This is a genomic window from Bacillus benzoevorans, from assembly GCF_014207535.1.
Lineage (GTDB): Bacteria > Bacillota > Bacilli > Bacillales > Cytobacillaceae > Bacillus_BD > Bacillus_BD benzoevorans.
In genome coordinates, this window is sequence record NZ_JACHGK010000002.1 from 186,787 (window position 1) to 207,632 (window position 20,846).

A 20,846-nucleotide genomic window follows, 5' to 3' on the forward strand; every position below is an offset into this window, starting at 1 on the left:
AGAAGTTTAATCAATGAGATTTTCTACCTTTTGATTAGAAAAAACAGTGGAAGTTTTCTTTTTAAGAATATTTCCAGCCGTGAAAATAACGGCAGACAACCACACCAGCAAAATAATGCCGTACAAATAAGGATAAATATTCGTATTATCCATCCAAGTAGTAAATAATGTTCTTGCATTGACAAAGATAATAAATCCTCCCACCAAAACACCCATTAACTGTGGATGAACTTTTCGCACAAGCCATGCCGCAATAGGTGCAGCGATAATGCCCCCGATGATTAACGCCGTAACCCAGAACCAATTCACTTCAGACCAGCCTAATGAAATAAAGAAGCCGACGGACGCTGAAAGGGCGATGGCAAATTCACTTGTATCAACCGTACCAACCACTTTTCTGACACTCATCTCATTTTTGCTTAACAGAACCGGTGTGGCAATCGGTCCCCAGCCTCCGCCTCCCGTTGCGTCCATAAAGCCGGCAATGAATCCTAGCGGGATGGATTGTTTCCGGGTTAATGTCGATTTATTCTTACCCGCCATTGGTTTGTATTTGAATAGAAAGCGAATCAAAACATAGATACCTAGTAATAATAGAAAGATTGATACATACGGTTTTGCCAATTCTCCCGGGATGTTGCTTAAGAAGGTTGCTCCTAAGAAAGCTCCAATCGAACCGGGAATAATTAATTTCATGACCATTCCTTTATCCACATTTCCGAATTTGATATGAGCTACTCCAGATGCCGCTGTTGTCACTACTTCAGATAAATGGACGGAAGCTGATGCTACTGCGGGTGCAATGCTAAATGCCAATAATAAAGAAGAAGATGTTACGCCATAAGCCATCCCTAATGCGCCATCAATTAACTGCGCCAAAAAGCCAATAAAGGCAAATACGATTAACTTTTTCATTGTGTGTTCCTCCTGTTATACATCCGTTGCAATAATTGTTAAGTTATTTGAAATATTAAAAATAATTGTTAAGTTATTTTTAATAATAATGTTTACAATCCCTACCTGTCAACTATATTTTATAGGTTTAATAAATAAATAAAATAAAATAAAATAAAATAAAATAAAATATTTCACAAAAAAACTCCTTTAGCAGGTCATACTGATTTCCATCAGATTCTGCCAAGGAGTTTTAACTAAGATCTATTAAGCGATATATTTTCAAAGCTTATTTTTTAACAGATGCTTCAAGGGCAAAGGCTCCACGATATTGAGCGGCAGGATGACGTTCATTCAGAAGGTCGCTGCCAAACAGTTTTTTCCGTAATGTAACTGCCTCTCCCTGTCCATTTCGGGCTAAACCGCGCCGGCGCAGGACAGGCATTACATGATCAATAAACTCTACATAGGATCCTGGTATCGTCGCATTTATAACATTAATGCCATCAACACCTGCTGCACTCCAGCGCTCGAGCTGATCGGCAATCGTTTCTGGTGTTCCAACAATTCTTGTTGTTTTCCCCTGAAGTCTGGCAAGGTCTTCAACGGTGGGTGTTCTGCCTGGTGTACTTTGTTTTACCCAATCGATTAAACTTCTCGTACCATCTGTTTCAATTTCTGCAAGTGGAGTATCTAAGCTTAGTCCGCCCAAATCAATTCCAATTCCCCCGGCGAGATGAGCAATCATCATATCTAAATCTATCTTCTTTTCCAGTTCAATTTCTTTTTCTCGGGCTTCTTCCTCTGTTTCGCCAATGACAAAGGATAAGCCTTGATAAAAGCGGACATCGTCACCATTCCTGCCGTATTGTATCGCCAATTGACGGGTATCTTCAATCAATTTTCGTGCGCTTTCCGGATCCGGTGTTACAATAAAGATTGCCTCTGCATTTCGTGCAGCAAAATTTCTTCCGGCAGTCGATGAACCTGCTTGGAATAATACAGGTGTGCGCTGCGGTGATGGTGCAACAAGATGTGGTCCCTCCACCTTATACCTCGTGCCTTCATGGTTGATTTTATGGATCTTTTCTATATCTGCATGGATGCCGCTTACCCGGTCCTGCAATAATGCCCCTTCATCCCATGAGCCCTCCCAGAGCTTATAGGCAACATCTACATATTCCCCTGCCCATTCATAACGCTCATCATGGGAGACAATGCTATCAAAGCCAAAGTTACGGAAAGCATTTGCCTGAAAACCCGTCACCATATTCCAGGCAATACGTCCTTTGGATATATGATCGAGTGTGGATACACGGCGCGCAAAATTAAAAGGATGTTCCTGTACAGGGGCTGCCGTAAAGGCCAATCCAAGATGTTTTGTGTTCACAGCTAAGGCAGACATCAATACCATCGGGTCGTTGCTCGGTATTTGCAATCCATTTTCGGCATGATACTCCCATCCCCCTCGGTGATTGCCGTATAGTCCAATGACATCAGCAAAAAAGAGCGCATCAAACCCGCCTTCCTCAAGTCGTTTTGCTAAAGAAACCCAAAGTTCAACATCATGAAAGTCTAACTGGTGCCCTTCCTTATCTCTCCAAAGACCGTGAATAATGTGGGAAGCAGTGTTCATTACAAAAGCAGAAAATGATAATGGTTTCGTCATACTAATTCCTCTCCCTTTTAGAAAATAATTATTATTAATTAAGCTGTTTAACTGTTTTCTCGTCTTAAATTAGTCCAAAATAGCAGACGTTTTTTGACTTTTTCGAAAATGATCATGATAGCGAGAATGACGATACTATTAAAAATAATACCCGCTAAAACATAGTCATATTGGGTGAAATCTGTATAATACTGGATAAATCGCCCCATCCCTGAATCAGCGCCAAACATTTCAGCCATCATTAATACGATAAATGAGAATCCCAGCGATATCCCTACACCATTCAAAATAAATGGAGAACTTGCAGGCAGGATGACCCTGAAAATTAAATCTCTTCCTTTCAGACCAATCGTTTTGGCATTATCCCAGTAATGCTTGTCGATTAGTAAAACACCTTGAATGGTACCGAGGAAAATCGGCCAAAAGGTTGTGATAAATAAAATAAAAATAGAAGCTGATTTAAAAGTCGGAAACAATGCTATCGCATATGGAATAAATAAGGTTGGCGGCAGCGGGCTGAAAGTCTGAAAAAACGGCTCAAATATCGCTCTAAATCGATGTTGCATGCCAAAATACAAACCTCCTGCAATACCCAAAACAATAGACAAAACTAAAGATGGAACTAACAGCCCCATTGAGCTTACAAAACCTTGGAGCAATTCTTTCATCCCCTTAAAAAATGCCATCAAAACAATTTCTGGAGATGGAAAGATGACTGGATCCAACCACTGGGTAAAATTTGTTATATACACCCATAACCCAATAAGAACAATAGCGATTACTAGAGTATAAACATAAAATTTTAAAAACCTATCCATACCTTCCTCCCAGTTATAAATTTTGCTTTTTGAATCTTTCCAGCTGTTTTTGATAATATTCATCATTTGGATTTTCTTCAATGAGTTCATTTAAAGCTTGTTCATAAAATGTAACATTTAAGTAGTCGTTCATATCAATTTGCTTTCCTACTTCATCAACGTATCCGATTGCCTTCATTCGTTCCCACACTGCCAGCGTTTCTTTTTTATTCGGATCAGCTGTGTTATGTAAATGCGGTTCATTTACAATTTCATCAACGGTTTCTTCAGGTAAGTTTTTAAACCTATCCAATGATGCCTCTAAATTCTTTTCAGGGGTTTCAAATTTTGTACGCTCAGCTCTAATTAGACCTTTCAAAAACTTTTTATAGGCTACAGCGTCTTCATCGGAAATCTCACCTCTTACCGTAACCCGGCAGCAGACCGCACTTCCGTTTATGTCATTAATCCAAAGTGCTGGCGTTAGACCTAATTTTAATGTTTTTGTTAGATGCGCTGTACCAGACAGCCCGGCGTCTACTTTTCCAGTTTTCACGGCTTCTAATATGGCACCGATACTTTTAAATTCCACAAATGTAACGTCCTTTTCAATATCAATTCCTGCTTTTGCCAGTTCTGATTTAAAGTAAACATCGAGAGTATGCAACGGTATCGTAGCTATTTTTTTACCTTTGAAATCTTCTATCGAGTTATATTTGTCTTTATCTTCTTTTTTTACCACAACCGGATGTCCGCCTTCCATATGCCCGCCAATCATCCGAAAATCTGATCCTTTAGAAATAAAGTTCATTGGAGCAGTTGAACCAAAGGTTAATCCGATATCAATTTTCCCAGCCTGTAAGGCATTCAATCCATCGGGTGCGCTTTGGAATGCAACCATCTCTACTTTTAAATTCTCATCTTCAAAGAATCCCTGATCAATTGCCAGATCGGCTAAAGGTGCTCCATAGATTGTGTTATAGCCTACTTTTAATTCTGATGTTGGTCCGCTATCCTTTGTTGCTGCTGCTTCATCAGTCGCTGTTTTTTCCTGTCCGCTGCATGCAGTTATGGCTAACATTGCTGATAATCCAATTCCGGCTAACCATTTTCTTGTTCTCATTCTGCTTCCCCCTGCTAATCCCTAATGTTCTTATATACCTGCTCCGTTTATATTTACACCGTCATTTTCTTCTAATTTTTCTAAAACGCCTTTATTCATGATGCCAAAAATATGATCTCTGAAATGAGTAAATTCATAACTTTGTAATAACCTTTGTCGGTTCCTTGGCTTTGGAAAAGGAACATCAATGATTTCTGCAATTTTTCCCGGTGGTCCCGGAGTAAACATGACAATTCGATCTGCCAGGAATATCGCTTCTTCCGCATCATGTGTAACAAATACAACGGTCCGCTTTTGATCACGATTTACTTGCAGAATTAAATCCTGTAGATTAATTCTAGTCACTGGATCCAAAGCACCAAATGGTTCATCCATAAACATTAAATCTGAACCCAAAGCAAGGGCTCTCGCAATGGCGGCTCGCTGTCTCATCCCCCCGGACATTTCCCCGGGATATTTTTTGACAGCATGACCTAACTGCACTAATTCCAAATAACTGTGTGCTAAATGGATTAGTTCTTTTTTTGTTTTGGTATGTTTTAATTTTTGTTTTAATGCCAGGACGATATTTTCTTCGGCAGTTAACCAAGGAAATAATGCATAGTCCTGAAATACAACGGAACTGTCTGGCAATGATTTATCAATGAATTGATTGTTCACCAAGATTTCACCCTTTTGCGGATGGGCTAAGCCGATTAACAACCGCAATAAGGTACTTTTTCCAGAACCACTTGGACCCATAAATACAACAAATTCTCCTTCTTTAATGGTTAAATTAATATCGCGTAAAATTTCTAAACCACCATAATCAAAATAAACAGATTTAGCTTCAATTTTATTTGAAACTGTAACAGATTCTTTTTCAGGATTACGATTAAGAGCCATTGCCATTTTGGATCCACTCCCTTGTTATTTCTTGATCTAAGGCTGTCAGGAAAGGAGCGAATACCTCGTTTCGCGACAGCCGCATTTTCATGCATATTTTTGAAATATAATTTATTTTCCTAATTCCCAAAGCTCTAGCGGTAAACCAACTAATCCTTTGCCGATATGTTCACGAGCAAGGTTATTGGAAGGAGCCATTGGGATACCTCCTCTTGCATCGCGGTAAATCCGTTCAAATACTCCATTGATATAACCGTATCCACCCGCAACATCCATGGCGGTTCTTGCTGCAAAATCTGCCAGTTCTGTTGCCTGAACCTTTAGCTGAGTGATCTCGGAACCTAGTAAACTTAATGGTTTTCGTTCTTTTACTAACTCATCCTGCTGCCTAGCTAAATCGTATTGCCATGAACGTAATCCACTAATTTGAATTTGAACCTCTGCTAATTTCTGTCTAATCACCTGATAATCTGCCAGACTATGATTAAAATCTTTATGAACGGTCTTTTTCACATAGGCGACGGCAGCATCCAGCGCACCCTGTGCAACACCGAGCCACACAGCTGTCAATCCAGTAAGTCCCGGATTTGCCCCGTCATTTGAAATATCTCCACCCTTGGCATCTATCAGATCACGATGACTTACCTTTACATTTTCAAACTTTAGCGGACCACTATGATTGCCTCGTACACCTAATGCATTCCATGGTTTCGCAGTGATCCCGTCATGATGACCATCTACAATAAAGAAGCTGTGAGCACTTGGATCTGTACTGCCTGCAGTACGGGTTTGCAGCACATAGAAATCAGACTGTCCGCCGCTTGTGGTAAATGATTTTTCTGCGTTGATAATATAGTTCTCGCCCTCTTTTTCTGCCTGGCTCAGGTTATACCATACATGTCCGCCTGTTGCTTTTTCACTAATCGAAAATGTACCTATCGCCCCCTCACGTATTGGCAGCAACCAGCGTTCTTTCTGATCATCATTGCCAAATAGATGAATTACTTGAGACGCAGCTACATGCATGGCATAGACAAGGGCGGTTGACGCATCTGCCTTGCCAATTTCTTCGGCCGCCACAGACAGGCCAACATAACCTAGCCCTAACCCGCCCCATTTTTCAGGTAAAGTGACAGAATTCCAGCCTTCTTTGGCAAGTGCCAGTAAATTTTCTTTTGGAAACCTGCCTTCTTTATCAATAATTTCAGCATTAGGCTTTATCACATTTTCCACAATCGGTTTGATTCTGTCTCTGATCACCTGAATATAGTCCCTTGAATAAACATTGCTTTCTGTTATGACACTGCTCATTTGTCATTCCTCCACTTACTTTTATATACATTTTAACTATTATATTTATCTATCTAATTGGAATACTTGGTTTTATTTTCATACAAAGTAAATCCTGATATATGGGTGCTTACCAGGCAGTAATAACAAGTGGATAATTTTCTTTCAACACCTTTTTTACTCTGTCATTTTGGAATGCTTTTCTCAATATTTCATTTTTTTCTGAGTCTTTATTGTCCGGATGAATGCCGACAACAAGTGAATAAGGTTCAATGTCATCCTTTTCATCCTCCAGCACTAATGCATCGTCGGGGTTTAATCCGCTGGAAATGGCAATAGCCGTGAACATAAATCCAGCATCCACATCATCAATGGTGCGGCCAAGCATCTGCTGATCTACTTCTTTAAATTTCAGATGTAATGGATTTTCAATAATGTCATTAACAGAGGTGTGTACGACTTCAACCCCTTCTTTTAATTTAAGCAGTCCCTCTTTTTGCAGCATAAACAGGGCGCGTCCATTATTGGCAGGGTCAAGCGGAATGGCAATCGTACCTCCTTCAGGTATTTCTTTTAAAGATTTATGTTTTTTTGAATAAAGACCTGCTGGATCAATAAATGTATGGAAAGCAGGAATGACTTTTGTTCCTTGGTCTTCATTAAATTGATTTAAATAAGCAACATGTTGAAAATAATTGGCAAAAGCTTCTTTATTGTCAACGATCTTATTTGGCTGAACGATATCATTCATATAAATGGGTTTTAGCGTATATCCTTGCTTCTTTACTTCTTCAACGGCAATTTCAGCAATCTTCTTAAAAACAGGGTCATCGAAGACAACGATTGAAATCTCTTCATCTTCTTCACTGCCTGCAGCCTTCTCTTTTCCGCAAGCTGCTGCGGTTATGGCTAAAATGGATACTAATAGTAGTAATAATAATTTCTTCATCTGGTCATTTCCCCCTGATTTATATAACAGCTAATAATTAGTGTTTCAAATGACTTTTACAGTCTTTTATTAAGTTTCCTGACGGCAAAGTTACCTGTCATTTGCAGAATTTGGACGATAATAATGATTAAGATAACGGTCGCCGCCATAATATCTACCTGGTAGCGGTAGTAGCCATAGCGAATGGCAAAGTCGCCAATCCCTCCGCCGCCAACTAAACCGGCAACAGTAGAAAACGAAAGAAAAGATACGCTAATAATCGTAAGTGCATTGGCTATTCCTGATCTGGCTTCGGAGTATAGGACTTTCCAAATGATTTGCCGTGTATTGGCTCCCATCGATTCGGCAGCTTCCACTACTCCTCGATTTACTTCCAGCAGGGTTAATTCAATGAGTCGTGCAAATTCAGGTATGGCACTTATTGCCAATGGAACCACGACTGCAGTTGTACCGATAGCAGTTCCCACAATGAACCGTGTAAAAGGGATAATGGCAATCAATAAAATGAGAAATGGAAAGGAACGAATCAGGTTAATGATTCCATCGATAACTGCATATAGCTTCGGCGCACTATTAACGGAACCCGGACGGATTATATACAATAATGTCCCCAATGGAGTACCCACCGCAACAGCAACAGAAAGGGTAATGATCATCATATAAAAAGTCTGTCCCAGAGCAGTCAGGATTTCTGGCCAAACGGCAATCACATTATCTAACATTGACAATACCTTCTTCCTTTTGTAATTCCAGTTCTTTCTTAAATAAAAATTGGGCAATATTTGATTTCGGCTTAAATTGCGAATCAGCTAAATTAATGGTTTCTACGACTCTGCCATCTTCCATTACAGAGACTTTATGGCAAATCGACTTAATCACTTCCATCTCATGAGTAACAATAATAATGGTGATTCCCAGATTCTCATTAATTTCTTGCAAAAATTTCAGAATGCTTTCTGTTGTCTGCGGGTCTAATGCCGAAGTAGGTTCATCACAAAGTAATACGCTTGGCTGAGTCGCTAAAGCTCTTGCGATCGCGACACGCTGTTTTTGACCGCCGCTTAATTTGGCTGGATAAGCATTTGCTTTGTCAGCCAATCCGACAATTTCCAGGCACTCATTCACTCTCTTTTTCCGTTCTGCTTTTGCAACACCGGCAATTTCTAATGAAAAAGATACATTTTCAGAAACGGTTCGGTTGCTTAGTAAATTAAAATGTTGAAATATCATCCCCATCGAGAGTCTTTGTTTTAATAGATCTTTTTTTGCTAATTTCGTTAAATCTACTCCATTCACAAACACTGAACCTGTATCAGGTCTTTCAAGGAGGTTGATCATTCGTAAAAGAGTTGATTTTCCGGCACCGCTAAAGCCAATCATGCCATACACATCACCCTTATTGATTTCTAGCGACACTGAAGATACCGCTTGAAACTCACCATCTGCCGTGGAAAATTTCTTGCCGACGTTTTTTAATGAAATCATCTTTTTTAACCCCCTCTTTTTATTTAACTAGTTTTCTAATCATATGTTTAAAAACATCTTTCATCGCCGATTCCATTTTTCACACTGTTGCAATAGTGTTATTTAGTTTTAAAAATAGATTCACTACTATCATGAATCTGTAAAATGCCGCTTCCTATTAAGAATAGATTCATAAAGGAAATAGGTTCATCATTTTCCTATTTTCCATAAACATGCTTGAGTATATTTAAAAATTAAAAGTAGACTTCTCCTATCGGCAGTTCCGTGCCGTTTACAATATAATTCCCGATTGCCCGTGCTTTATAGACCGTTGGATTATGGGAAGCAATGGTACGAATATTACGCCAATGGCGGTCAAAATGCGCTGACTGTCTTGTGGCTGATGCCCCGCCAACCTCAAAAAGCAGTGAGGATGCTCTTAAGGCCAGTTGGTCTACTACTACTTTAGTCTGCGCCGCTTTTAATGAAGCTTCATGACTGAGAGCAAAATCAATTTTTCCATCAACCGCTGAGTTTGCTGCTGTATCCAATGCTTCTGCAGCATTTAGGACAATTGATTCTGCAGCGAAAGCAATGGCTGATAATTCTCCAATGATTTGCAGCAGCTGCGGGTCATTTGCCGGCTTATCTGATGCCGCAAAGGAAAACGTACGTTTACGGCTTTGCACCAAGTCTTTGGCATCTGTTACGACATTCCGCAAAATTCCTGCAACCACTGCATGGAGTATTAATTGTAAATAGGAATTGAATGGGGTCTTCGAGCTATCAGTAAACGTAACCTCATCTTTATGAACATAAACATGATCGAAATGCGTCGTACCGCTTCCTGTTAGTCTTTGGCCTATTCCGTCCCAATCATCTTCTATAACGATTCCATCACGATTCACAGGAACAACCGCAGATACTGGCTTTCCTTCAGGAGTTGAGGCAGTAACATATATCCAATCGGAAAACATCGTACCGGTACTAAAATATTTCGTACCATTTAAACGGTATCCTTCGCCATCAGGAGATAAAGTAGTTTCGTAGACTAGATTCCCAACATTATTAGATGAAATCTCAGTAACAGCATTCCCGATCAGGTCTCCTTTCGCCACTCTTTGCAGCCAGCGGCCGCGCAAACCTTTATCAGGGCTGCGCAGATATTCCTCCACCTGGCCAAAATGGGAACGAAGACTGTGGGCAGCATCTGGATCCGCTTCTGCTAAACGAATCACAGTATGGAATAATTCCCGGATATTAGCCCCTGCCCCACCCAGTTCAACAGGCAGCCGCAATGCACCCAGTTTGGATTTTTTAATTAATTCAACTGCATAGAATGGATGCGCCCCACTATCATTTTTTCTGCGATTCTCTGCATCATTGGCAATGGCAGATAAAAGCTGTTCAAGTTCAGTTGAATCGACTTTTACCGCTTCTGTAAATATTGGTTGGGCGCATTTTGCCTGTTCCAAAGTAATTTGGTTTTGTTGAGACATAGAGGATTCCTCCTATAAGATAAAATGATGAATGATTAAGTAAATATATTTATTATTTTTAATGATCATTACATTAACCCTATTGATTTAATCGGATTAAAATCGATAGAGGGCAATTCCTTCGAAAAATCAGCATTATTTTACAGTATTCTCCAAAGTAAAGGCACCACGATAGTTTGCCGCTGGATGACGCTCATTAATTCGATCCGAACCAAAGAGTTTCTTGCGGAATGTTTCGAGGTTGCCTTGTTCCTCACGTGCTAGACCGCGGCGGCGGAGAACTGGCAATACATGATCAATAAACTCAGCATATGAACCTGGTATCGTTGCATTAATAACGTTTACTCCATCAATTCCTGCCCGGCTCCATATCTCAAGCTGATCGGCAATGGATTCAGGCGTTCCAACAATTCGCGATGCACTCGTTCTTAGAAGGGCAATATCTCTGACTGTAGGAGTACGTCCTGGTGTACTCTGCTTTAACCATTCATATGTACTTCTAATTCCTTCCGTTTTAATATTTTCAATTGGTGTATCTAAATCAACATTCCCAAGGTCAATTCCCATACCGCCGGCCATATGAGCAATCATCATGTCTAAATTGATTTTTTGATCTAGCTCATTTGCTTTCTGCCGGGCTTCTGCTTCAGTCTCGCCAATGACGAAGGACAAACCTTGATAGAAACGAATATCATCTGCTTCTCTTCCATTTTGCAGCGCAAGACTTCTCGTTTTATTAATCAGTTGCCGGGCATTTTCTGGATCAGGTGCCACGATAAAGGTGGCCTCAGCATTACGTGCCGCAAAATCTCTTCCCGCATCAGAAGCACCTGCCTGGAACAACACTGGCGTACGCTGCGGTGATGGTGCCACAAGATGCGGGCCTTCCACTTTATAGTGCTCACCAATATGATTGATTTTATGGATTTTAGACGGGTCTGCGTGAATGCCGCTTTTCCGATCTTGTACAAGGGCACCTTCATCCCATGAGCCTTCCCAAAGTTTATACAATACATCTACATATTCATCTATCCAACGATACCGTTCATCATGTGGGATTAAATCATCGTAGCCAAAATTATGGAAAGCATTCTCTGATGAACTTGTCACCATATTCCAAGCAATTCGACCTTTGGAGATATGATCCAAAGTGGAAACACGACGGGCAAAGTTAAAAGGCGGTTCTTGCAGCGGTGCTGCCGTAAAGGCCAGACCAAGATGTTGGGTATTCACCGCGAGCGCAGACATCAAGACCATCGGGTCGTTGCTCGGTATTTGCAGACCATTTTCAGCATGGAATTCCCAGCCTCCGCCGTAATTCCCATATAAGCCAATGACATCTGCGAAAAATATCGCATCAAATCCTCCTTCTTCCAGCTGCTTTGCCAGTTTTACCCATAGTTCAACATCATTATAGTTTATCTGATTACCTGCCTCATCACGCCATAGCCCATGGACAATATGTGATGGTGTATTCATGACAAACGCTGAAAACGAAAGTGGTTTCGCCATTTTAGTAACCTCCTATTATACTGATTGAGTTATTTTTTGACTGCTCCGATAGTTTTTTAGGGCAGAACCTGCTATTTGACTGATAATCATATCATTATGCGGTGGATTGTATAAACCGCATTGCACGTCTCTGAAATATCTTTCCAGCGGCAAGTCTTTCGACAAGGCATGCCCTCCAGCAATAGACATCGCGAGTTCAACGATTTTTATAGCATTGTTTGTGATCGTATATTTAGCAATCGAAACTTCATCTGTTAACTCTTCTCGGAGATTCACATTGTTATCCCATTTTTCTGCTAAAGAATAAAGCAAGAATTTAGAAGAACTTAGAAGAATCTCAATTTCTCCTATTTTCTGTTTCACATGCGGTGCTTCTGATATTTTATTTCCGAGACTGGGAGAATATTTATTTTCTGCAAAGTCGATAATAAAAGTTCTCGCTGCTTCAGCAATTCCTAAATAGATCGCTGGCAATTGCAGCGTATAGGCTTTACTTGCTGCATTAAAGCGGCTGTTTGAGAGATTGTCAGAGTATGATAATAGGGCATGATCCGCCACAAATGTGTTAGTCATTTCTACATCGTGGCTTCCTGTGCTTCGCATCCCCAGCGTATTCCAAGTATGAATGACTTGCACCGTTTCATCTTTTTCAATTAAAAATTCGGCTGTTTTATCTTCATCCTCTATATAGGCGAGAACGGAAAAATGCTTCAAATATGGAGCCAAAGTGGCAAATGCCTTTCTTCCTGAAATCACATATCCGCCTTGGGTTTTCTTTGCTATCGTTGTTGGTTTATTTCCTCTGGTAATATTGCCGCCATCCCTTTCAGTTGCAAAAACATTGAGCAATGATCCATGCTGTACGGCATCCTCACATAATCTTTTAAATACCGTTTCTTTCCATGGCCGTGTATAACTTAGTGAGAAAAAGGTCATCAAATGCCATCCTACAGCCAATGCGGTAGAACCAGAGCCTCTAGCCAATCTCTCTTGTACCAATAAGATTTCATATAATGAAAGTGCTTCACCGCCATATTCTTGAGGCAGCGCCAGCTTGAAGTAGCCTTTTTTTTCCAGCAAATCAAAATGCTCGAACGGGAATTCTCCAGTTTCATCATATTTCGCGGCCGTTTTACTCACAGCATCTGAAATTTTATTAGCATACTCGACAAGCTGCTTATCTCTTTCATTTCGGATAAATATTTGATCATTTTTCTTAGACATTTACGGTCATTACCTCTTTCTTTCAATTTTTTCAGAAGCCGAGTCAAGACTGCCTCATTAAGCAAGATTTCCAGATCTAGTGTGATAAATTCCCTCAAATATGGGGTTTTTTCTTTTATTTTACTCATCCTCTGTCCCTGCCCTTTTTGAATGTTAAGTGTTTAGCTATTCACCTTTAACTGATGGCCAAGATTTCGATAGCTTGATCCCACATGATTTTCCGGCAGCTTTGCCTTTCCTTTGCCATAGAGCTTTTCACGAAGAGTTCCTTCTTCATATTCCGTTTTGAACAAACCGCGTTTTTGCAGTTCAGGAACAACTAGTTCGGAAAAATCTTTAAATGTTCCTGGCGTTATCGCATAGGCTAGGTTAAATCCATCGATATCTGTATCATCAATCCACTCTTCAAATGTATCAGCAATTTGTTCCGGTGTTCCAACAAATACAGGACCCATCCCGCCTATTCCGGCAAAGTTTGCCAGTTCGCGTACAGTCCATTTTTTATTAGGATCTGTTTTAGTTAAATGCTCCAGAACGGATTTAATCGCATTTGTTTCGATATATTCAATTTCCTGATCAGGATCATATTCTGAGAAATCAACTCCTGACCAACCGCTCACTAAGGAAAGTGCCCCTTCGTAACTAATATATTTTGCATACTCTTCATATTTTGCTTGTGCTTCTTCTTCTGTACGGCCAACAATTGGTGTAACCAATGTAAATACTTTGATATCCTGAGGATCTCTGCCATTTAAGGAAGCCTGTTCTCTTAAGTCTTTTACGTAAGCAGCTACTGCTTCCTTATTAAACGCTGATACAAACGTGCATTCCGCATGCTTTCCTGCAAACTTGCGCCCTTTTTCAGATGCTCCTGCCTGATACAATACAGGTGTTCTTTGCGGTGAAGGCTCGCACAAGTGAATACCAGGAACATCAAAATATTGACCATGATGATTGATTTCATGTACTTTATCTGAATCAGTGAAAACTCTTTTCTCCTTATCTCTTACAACAGCATCATCTTCCCAGCTGCCTTCCCATAACTTATAAAGGACCTCTAAATATTCATCCGCGATATCGTAGCGTTTCGAATGTTCGAATTTATCACCGACTTCGATATTTTTTGTCCCGCTTTCTAAATAAGAGGTAACAATGTTCCAGCCAACTCTTCCTTTTGTTAAATGATCCAGCGTAGACATTCTGCGGGCAAATGGATAGGGATGTTCAAATGTTGTCGATGCCGTTATCCCAAAGCCTAAATGCTTAGTAGCATTTGCCATAGCTGAAACTAGCAAAATAGGATCATTTACCGGAACTTGCGTTGCTTCTTTGACGGTGGTTGATTTATCATTCCCGTACACATCATAAATTCCGATAACATCTGCAATAAACAAACCGTCAAATCGGCCCTTTTCCAAAATTTGCGCAAGTTCAACCCAATATTCAATATCTTTATAGCGATGCGACTGATCTTCTGGATGCACCCATAATCCCGGTGATTGATGGGCTACACAATTCATATCAAAAGCATTTAAATAGATTCTTTTTTTCTTCATTTCATTTCCCTCAAATCGATAAATTTTGAAAAAATAATAAAAAAAAGACACTATTTCAGACTCACCCTGGTAAGTCTAAAAAGTGTCTCTGGCCGTCCAGTCAACTTTTACATGTTCTATATTTTCTCTCTTTTTTTATTTTTATGATTGATTAAATGATTTCTAGATTGGTAGACTTTTTGGTCCTCTTCACCTATTCATTATTTAACAGCTGCTGTCTTTTTCGCTGGAATATGCTGGTTTGCAATCAATTCACCAAACGGGCTGACAAATGCAACTTCATCCTCTTTCTTTTGCTGCTTAATTGGCAGTTTAGGGAATAACAGTTCTGCGACACGATAGGCTTCTTCCAAATGCGGATATCCTGAGAAGACAAATTTTTCGATACCTAAATCAGCATATTCCTTCATCCGGGTGGCCACTTGATCAGGATTGCCGACAAGTGCAGTGCCTGCACCGCCCCGGACCAGTCCTACACCAGCCCACAGATTTGGACTAATTTCCAGGCTGGAACGGTCGCCTTTATTAAGCTCCGTCATCAATCTTTGGCTTTCTGAATCCATGCGGGAGAAAATCTTTTGTGCCGCGGCAATGGAATCATCATCAACATATTGAATCAATTCTTCAGCTGCTTTCCAAGCTTCTTCCTCTGTTTCGCGAACGATGACATGAAGGCGAATTCCGAAACGAACAGTTCTTCCTTTTTCCGCAGCTAGCTTTTTAATCTTTTCAATTTTTTCTTTGACTTGTGCAGGCGGCTCTCCCCATGTTAAATACACATCGATATGATTCGCTACCACTTCTAAACCGGCATCCGATGAACCGCCAAAGAATAGTGGCGGATAAGGTTTTTGCACTGGCGGATAAAGAAGCTGGCCGCCTTCTACACTTAAATAGTCGCCTTTGAACGTAACCTCTTCCCCTTGCAATAATCCCTTCCATATTTGCAGGAATTCGTCCGTTTGTGCATATCGTTCATCATGTTCGAGGAATTGTCCGTCCCCGGCTAACTCTACCGGATCACCGCCGGCAACGACATTGATTAATAATCTGCCCCTGGAAAAGCGATCAAGTGTTGCGGTCATTCTTGCGGCAAAACTTGGATTCATAATTCCCGGGCGCACGGCCACAAGGAATTTTAATTTTTCGGTAACGGAAAGTAATGATGAGGCAACAATCCAAGAGTCTTCGCAAGATTTCCCTGTCGGAATTAATACACCGTTGTAGCCTAATTCATCTACTGCCTGCGCAATTTGTTTGCAATACGAATAACTGACTGCCCTCGCTCCATCTGCTGTTCCTAAATAGCGTCCATCCCCATGTGTCGGTATAAACCAAAAAATTTCCATTACTAGCATCCCCTTATTATATGTAAATTTAGATTACTAACGTTTAATAAAGTAAAAACCTTTCATAAAATCCCCTTTTTATGAATAAGGAGTAATCTCTGGCAGTTGTTCATTGAGAACCCAATTTCCAATATCCCGAATTTTGTAATCAATCGGATCATGTAATGTATGTGTTCTTACGTTACGCCAAAACCGGTCAAAACGATATTTGCCTGCTGTTGCTCTGGCACCCATCACTTCAAACACACGGCTGGTTACCTCTAAAGCTGTTTTGGCCGTTATCACTTTTGCCGCGGCTACCGTTATGCCGCATTCACCACGTTCCTCTTCCGTTATCGCTCTTTCCTTATTCCAAGCATTCTGAAGCGACTCTGCAGCACGGTCCGCAAGCGCAGATGCTGCTTGCAGCTGAACAAATAATTCGCCGTAGTGATGAAGGTTATAAGGATCACTTGCGGCAGTTTCCGCTCCTGAAGTAATCCAAGGCCGGGTGGTTGTCTTTGTATACTCTTTTGCTGCATCAAAGGCTCCCTCAGAAACGCCCAATAGAACATGTGTTAAAATGGACTGGGCAGTATGTGTCCGGATAGTTGGGAAGAAACTTTTCTGTTCCTGTTCATAAAAATCCAGCACTTCGTCCTTTTCGATTAATACATTTTGAAAAATAACCGTGCCGCTATCGGTCTGCCTTTGCCCGAAGCTGTCCCAATCATCTTTTACGACTATTCCTCTTCGGTTAGTCGGAATAACAGCAATAAAAGGCGTTTCTTTTTCAAGATTTTTCGCTGAAATCAATAGTCTATCCGAGTCTTTTGCCCCTGAACAAAAGCTTTTCTTTCCATTTACCACCCATTGATTTCCAACTTGTTGCACAACAACATTTTCATCGCGCGGATTAAATGCATTTCCCCAAAACAGATTATTATCAACTGTTTCTTTTTCATATTTGGCCGCTAGTTCTGGAGAGCCATATAGATGAACGGACTTCAAGCATAAAAAGTGATAGCCAAATAAGTGAGCCATGGAACCATCTACTTTTGCGATTTCACGTGTAAGCTGTAACACAGTTCTCCAGTTTTCACCATAACCACCTAATGATTTGGATGTAATAAGTGCCAGCAAACCGCTTTGACGAATCAAATCTCGTTCTGTCTTTGCTGTGCCTCCCCTTTTATCTCTTTCGACGGCAGTTATCTCAAGCTCTTTTGTCAGTTGACGAACAACATTCAAGTAGTCTTTTTTTGTATCCAATGCAGCAGTCATGTGTCGATGCACCTCCATCTGAAGTTAAATATATCTTTGAAATGAATGCTTTTTTTGATTCTAAATATTAAATTCCCCTGTTTCGATTTCTTCAGTGAATTCATTCAACGTTTTAGTCAGACCGCCATTGCCAAATCGTACATATTTATGAGAAATGGAATCTTTTTTTTGGTTGACAAAATCTAAAAAGGCCAGGATGTGAATTCGTCTCTGAATAATAGGAACTACGCCATGTTCGTAAAACCAATTATCTATCGTATTGTAAACACCCTTGTTTATTTTATATTTGTTCTGACATGAAAGGAAAAAGTGCAAATCAGGTAAATTCAGATACTCGCTGTCTTTTAACTTTCTATTTCCGCTGGTTTGCTGATTTTCATTTTCTGTAAAATTTTGCTTTTGGAGTGCCATCATGTTCCCTCCTAAGATGAATTTTATAAAAAAAAGAGGCACCCAGTTCTAGTCTTCCTCTCAGAACTGAGCGCCTCTAGTTGTCTAGTCAGCACTTTTTTGCATTTGAAATATTTAAACTTATTTTATTCTTATTAATCCAATCTGTCAAGTCGTATTTTAGATATATTTTCGCATTTAAAAAGTTTTTATAAAGGTTAAATATTGGCGATGGATTCCCTCAAATTCAATTCTTTTTCTCTTACAAGTGGAATCACTTTTTCACCAAAAGCTTTTAAGTCTTCTTCGTAGTGAAGGTATCCGGTAAGGACAATATCAATACCAATCTTTTTCAATTCGATGATTCGGTCAGCAACCTGTTCGGCTGTACCAATTAAACCGGTTTTGAAACCGTCATTATATTGGACCAGGTCTTCAAACGCAGATTCTGCCCACATTCCTTTCCCCTCAGGTGAAGAAGCACCGGCGGCTTGGACGGAATCTCGAAATCCTTCCACCGCTTCTTTATCTGCATTGACAATAATATCTCTCAGCACTTGTTTCGCTTCTTCTTCAGTATCGCGGACAATGACAAAACCATTCACACCGAATTTAATTTCATTTTTCCCGTTTGCCTTTCTCAGTGCTCTCACTTCATCTATTTGTTCCTTTATCTCAGCTAAAGTGCCGCCATTTGTAAAATAGACATCAGACGCCCGACCGGCCATTTCCTTTGCTGCCTTTGATGAGCCGCCTTGAAAAATGAACGGATGGCGGATTGGTTTTGGTTTCAAAGGTGCATTGTTCAATCGATAAAAATCACCTTGGTAGGTTGCTCTTTCCTTTGTCCACATCTCGCGGAGAACTTCAATAAACTCTTCTGAACGGCGGTAGCGCTCATCATGGTCAAGCCATGGTTCACCATAACCGTTAAATTCCCCTTTAAACCAGCCGCTGACAATGTTAATAGCAGCACGGCCATTACTAATATGATCGATCGTTGAAATAATTTTTGCCATTACCCCCGGATGCCAAAGACCAGGCAGTACAGCTGTTATGATTTTGAGTTTGTTGGTTGAAGCAGCTAAAGCCGAAGCAAGTGCAGAAGCTTCCAATTGATTTTCAGCACCATAGCTGGCAAAAAACCTTGTCTGCAGCAAGACATAGTCAAAACCGTTTTCCTCTGCTATTTGTGCATACCGTTTATTATCTTCGAAGGACCAGCCCGTCTTTTGCGGCAATTTCGAAATAACGAGGCCTCCGCTGACATTTGGTGCCCAATACGCAAATTGTAATCCCATTCTAATTCCTCCCCAAGAATATGAAATAAAAAGAGACCCATGTCTAAATCCCTTCGCAAAGATTTGACATGAGCCTCTGGTCGTCCAGTGGGCGTTATTTTCATTTTTGTCATACATTCCCAAGTACAACTAAATCTTAAATTATATTAATCCGATCTGTCAAGTATATTTTAGAACTTTGACTTCAATCAGTGGGGTATTCTCTATCCTCACTGATACGCAGACGGGTCTGACTGACTTTTTTAAAAAATGAAGGACATTTTTACTCCATGACTTTGCGATTTTGTCCTTCATCTGCCCATGTTCCAAACAAGATAAAAGGCCTGTTGAGTAAGTATCTTTCCAATAAGCTTTATTGTTTAAAGTTTTATTTTGTTCTATGTGGTATTACTGCACTTTCATACTCCTGCAGCAATTCTTTTGCGACCTCGGCAACGGATTGAATTTTCTTAATGGCACCGACGCCATGTCCGGCAGACCAAATATCCTTCCAAGCCTTTGCTCCTTCTTTCGACTCTGACCAGTTGAAATCTCCCTTCTTCTGCAATTTCTCCGGATCAAGCCCTGCTCTTACGATACTGGGTTTTAGATAATTGGCATGAACGCCGCTAAATGAATCAGTGTAAATGATATCTTCTACACCTGCTTGAATGAGCATATGTTCATAGTCAGGATTCGCCAGACTTTCCTTCGTTGCAATAAAGCGGGTGCCCATATAAACAAGGTCTGCCCCAAGAATTTGCGCCGCAAGGATATCCTGCCCATGGGAAATGCCGCCGGCAAGAATTATGATGCCGTCCCAGAACTCTTTCACTGCACTGATATAAGCAAATGGGTTTAAGGTTCCTCCATGACCGCCGGCACCGCTTGAAACCAAGATTAAGCCATCTGTTCCTTTTTCTGCCGCCTTTTTTGCGTGCTTTAAGTTAATGACGTCAGAAAAGACGAGACCGCCGTAGCTATGAACGATGTTTACTACTTTGCTTGGGTCCCCTAAAGAGGTAACCACAATCGGCGGCTGATATTTTTCAATAAATTGCAGATCCTCTTCGTAGCGTTTATTTGTCCGATGAACAACCAAATTCACTGCCCATGGTGCAATATTTCTTTCAGGTTCATTTTCCCGAGCACTCGCAAGCCCCTCGGTAATCGTGCTCATCCACCGATCGAGAGCTTCTATTGTGCGCGCATTCGCGAGTGGAAAGGAACCAATGATTCCGGCTTTACACGCCTCCATGACCATTTCGGGACCTGAAACAAGAAACATGGGTGCGGTTATAACAGGAAGTGTTAATTTATCAGTTATATGCGCTGGCAGCTTATTCATACAGATCATCCTTTCTTTTCTATATACCGTTGCCTCTACATTTTACTATTTGATTGAATTTTCAAAAAGTATATTTTACAAATGAAGGGTGCAACCTTTTTCCGCTGCACCCTAACTTATAAATTATTTCGCTTCGGTCGTTGTTATTTATTGCTCGCCTCTCTGCGTTTCTTAACCGAATCCCCAGCGATGCCCCAATGCTCCGGCGGCATTTCATTGATCATCACGCGGACACTTTCAATAGGAGCTTCTAATACTTCAGATACTAAATCAGACACTTCACGAATCAGACGTTCTTTCTTTTCCGGTGTACGACCTTCTAGAATATTAATTTGAATAAATGGCATAATTCCC

General features: G+C 40.5%; 19 protein-coding genes. All 19 read right to left on the reverse strand.

The features are described 5' to 3' along the window. Nucleotides 1-6: 6 nt before the first annotated feature. Nucleotides 7-915, reverse strand: a complete 909-nt coding sequence (locus HNR53_RS04190) for a sulfite exporter TauE/SafE family protein (RefSeq protein ID WP_184523147.1) — start codon at nucleotides 913-915, stop codon at nucleotides 7-9. Nucleotides 916-1,183: 268 nt separating this feature from the next. Next, nucleotides 1,184-2,563 (reverse strand): NtaA/DmoA family FMN-dependent monooxygenase, encoded by a 1,380-nt coding sequence (locus HNR53_RS04195; protein ID WP_184523150.1) that lies wholly within the window; start codon nucleotides 2,561-2,563, stop codon nucleotides 1,184-1,186. A gap of 47 nt (nucleotides 2,564-2,610) precedes the next feature. After that, a complete protein-coding gene (locus HNR53_RS04200; RefSeq protein ID WP_184523152.1) occupies nucleotides 2,611-3,381 on the reverse strand; it encodes an ABC transporter permease in 771 nt (256 codons plus the stop codon). Nucleotides 3,382-3,394: 13 nt separating this feature from the next. Further along, nucleotides 3,395-4,483: an ABC transporter substrate-binding protein gene (locus HNR53_RS04205; RefSeq protein ID WP_184523154.1), complete on the reverse strand. Its 1,089-nt coding sequence runs from the start codon at nucleotides 4,481-4,483 to the stop codon at nucleotides 3,395-3,397. Between the two features lie 30 nt (nucleotides 4,484-4,513). After that, on the reverse strand, nucleotides 4,514-5,374 hold the full coding sequence (locus HNR53_RS04210; protein WP_184523156.1) for an ABC transporter ATP-binding protein: 861 nt from the start codon (nucleotides 5,372-5,374) through the stop codon (nucleotides 4,514-4,516). Between the two features lie 105 nt (nucleotides 5,375-5,479). After that, the gene (locus tag HNR53_RS04215) at nucleotides 5,480-6,679 is read right to left on the reverse strand and encodes an acyl-CoA dehydrogenase family protein (RefSeq protein ID WP_184523158.1); all 1,200 of its coding nucleotides are present in this window, start codon (nucleotides 6,677-6,679) and stop codon (nucleotides 5,480-5,482) included. A 109-nt stretch (nucleotides 6,680-6,788) separates the two neighbouring features. Further along, entirely contained in the window at nucleotides 6,789-7,607 is an 819-nt protein-coding gene (locus HNR53_RS04220) for a MetQ/NlpA family ABC transporter substrate-binding protein (protein WP_184523160.1), read from the reverse strand. Between the two features lie 56 nt (nucleotides 7,608-7,663). Continuing rightward, a complete protein-coding gene (locus HNR53_RS04225) occupies nucleotides 7,664-8,329 on the reverse strand; it encodes a methionine ABC transporter permease (protein ID WP_184523162.1) in 666 nt (221 codons plus the stop codon). Continuing rightward, nucleotides 8,319-9,092, reverse strand: a complete 774-nt coding sequence (locus HNR53_RS04230) for a methionine ABC transporter ATP-binding protein (protein ID WP_184523164.1) — start codon at nucleotides 9,090-9,092, stop codon at nucleotides 8,319-8,321. The genes HNR53_RS04225 and HNR53_RS04230 overlap by 11 nt, the downstream gene beginning before the upstream one ends. A 233-nt stretch (nucleotides 9,093-9,325) precedes the next feature. Beyond that, a complete protein-coding gene (locus tag HNR53_RS04235) occupies nucleotides 9,326-10,570 on the reverse strand; it encodes an acyl-CoA dehydrogenase family protein (RefSeq protein ID WP_184523167.1) in 1,245 nt (414 codons plus the stop codon). A 135-nt stretch (nucleotides 10,571-10,705) separates the two neighbouring features. Next, the gene (locus HNR53_RS04240; RefSeq protein ID WP_184523169.1) at nucleotides 10,706-12,082 is read right to left on the reverse strand and encodes an LLM class flavin-dependent oxidoreductase; all 1,377 of its coding nucleotides are present in this window, start codon (nucleotides 12,080-12,082) and stop codon (nucleotides 10,706-10,708) included. Between the two features lie 15 nt (nucleotides 12,083-12,097). Further along, nucleotides 12,098-13,306, reverse strand: coding sequence for an acyl-CoA dehydrogenase family protein (locus HNR53_RS04245; RefSeq protein ID WP_184523171.1), 1,209 nt, complete (start codon nucleotides 13,304-13,306; stop codon nucleotides 12,098-12,100). 161 nt (nucleotides 13,307-13,467) lie between these two features. Next, on the reverse strand, nucleotides 13,468-14,862 hold the full coding sequence (locus HNR53_RS04250; RefSeq protein WP_184523173.1) for an LLM class flavin-dependent oxidoreductase: 1,395 nt from the start codon (nucleotides 14,860-14,862) through the stop codon (nucleotides 13,468-13,470). A 200-nt stretch (nucleotides 14,863-15,062) separates the two neighbouring features. Beyond that, nucleotides 15,063-16,211 (reverse strand): FMNH2-dependent alkanesulfonate monooxygenase, encoded by a 1,149-nt coding sequence (ssuD, locus tag HNR53_RS04255; RefSeq protein ID WP_184523175.1) that lies wholly within the window; start codon nucleotides 16,209-16,211, stop codon nucleotides 15,063-15,065. A 78-nt stretch (nucleotides 16,212-16,289) separates the two neighbouring features. Next, on the reverse strand, nucleotides 16,290-17,474 hold the full coding sequence (locus HNR53_RS04260) for an acyl-CoA dehydrogenase family protein (protein WP_184523177.1): 1,185 nt from the start codon (nucleotides 17,472-17,474) through the stop codon (nucleotides 16,290-16,292). A gap of 60 nt (nucleotides 17,475-17,534) precedes the next feature. Then, a complete protein-coding gene (locus HNR53_RS04265) occupies nucleotides 17,535-17,888 on the reverse strand; it encodes a hypothetical protein (RefSeq protein WP_246439279.1) in 354 nt (117 codons plus the stop codon). Nucleotides 17,889-18,082: 194 nt separating this feature from the next. Continuing rightward, complete coding sequence (sfnG, locus tag HNR53_RS04270) at nucleotides 18,083-19,165, reverse strand: dimethylsulfone monooxygenase SfnG (protein ID WP_184523180.1); 1,083 nt, start codon at nucleotides 19,163-19,165, stop codon at nucleotides 18,083-18,085. Nucleotides 19,166-19,532: 367 nt separating this feature from the next. Next, complete coding sequence (locus tag HNR53_RS04275; RefSeq protein ID WP_184523182.1) at nucleotides 19,533-20,492, reverse strand: NAD(P)H-dependent flavin oxidoreductase; 960 nt, start codon at nucleotides 20,490-20,492, stop codon at nucleotides 19,533-19,535. A 143-nt stretch (nucleotides 20,493-20,635) separates the two neighbouring features. Continuing rightward, nucleotides 20,636-20,839, reverse strand: a complete 204-nt coding sequence (locus HNR53_RS04280; protein ID WP_184523184.1) for a 2-hydroxymuconate tautomerase — start codon at nucleotides 20,837-20,839, stop codon at nucleotides 20,636-20,638. Nucleotides 20,840-20,846: the final 7 nt, after the last annotated feature.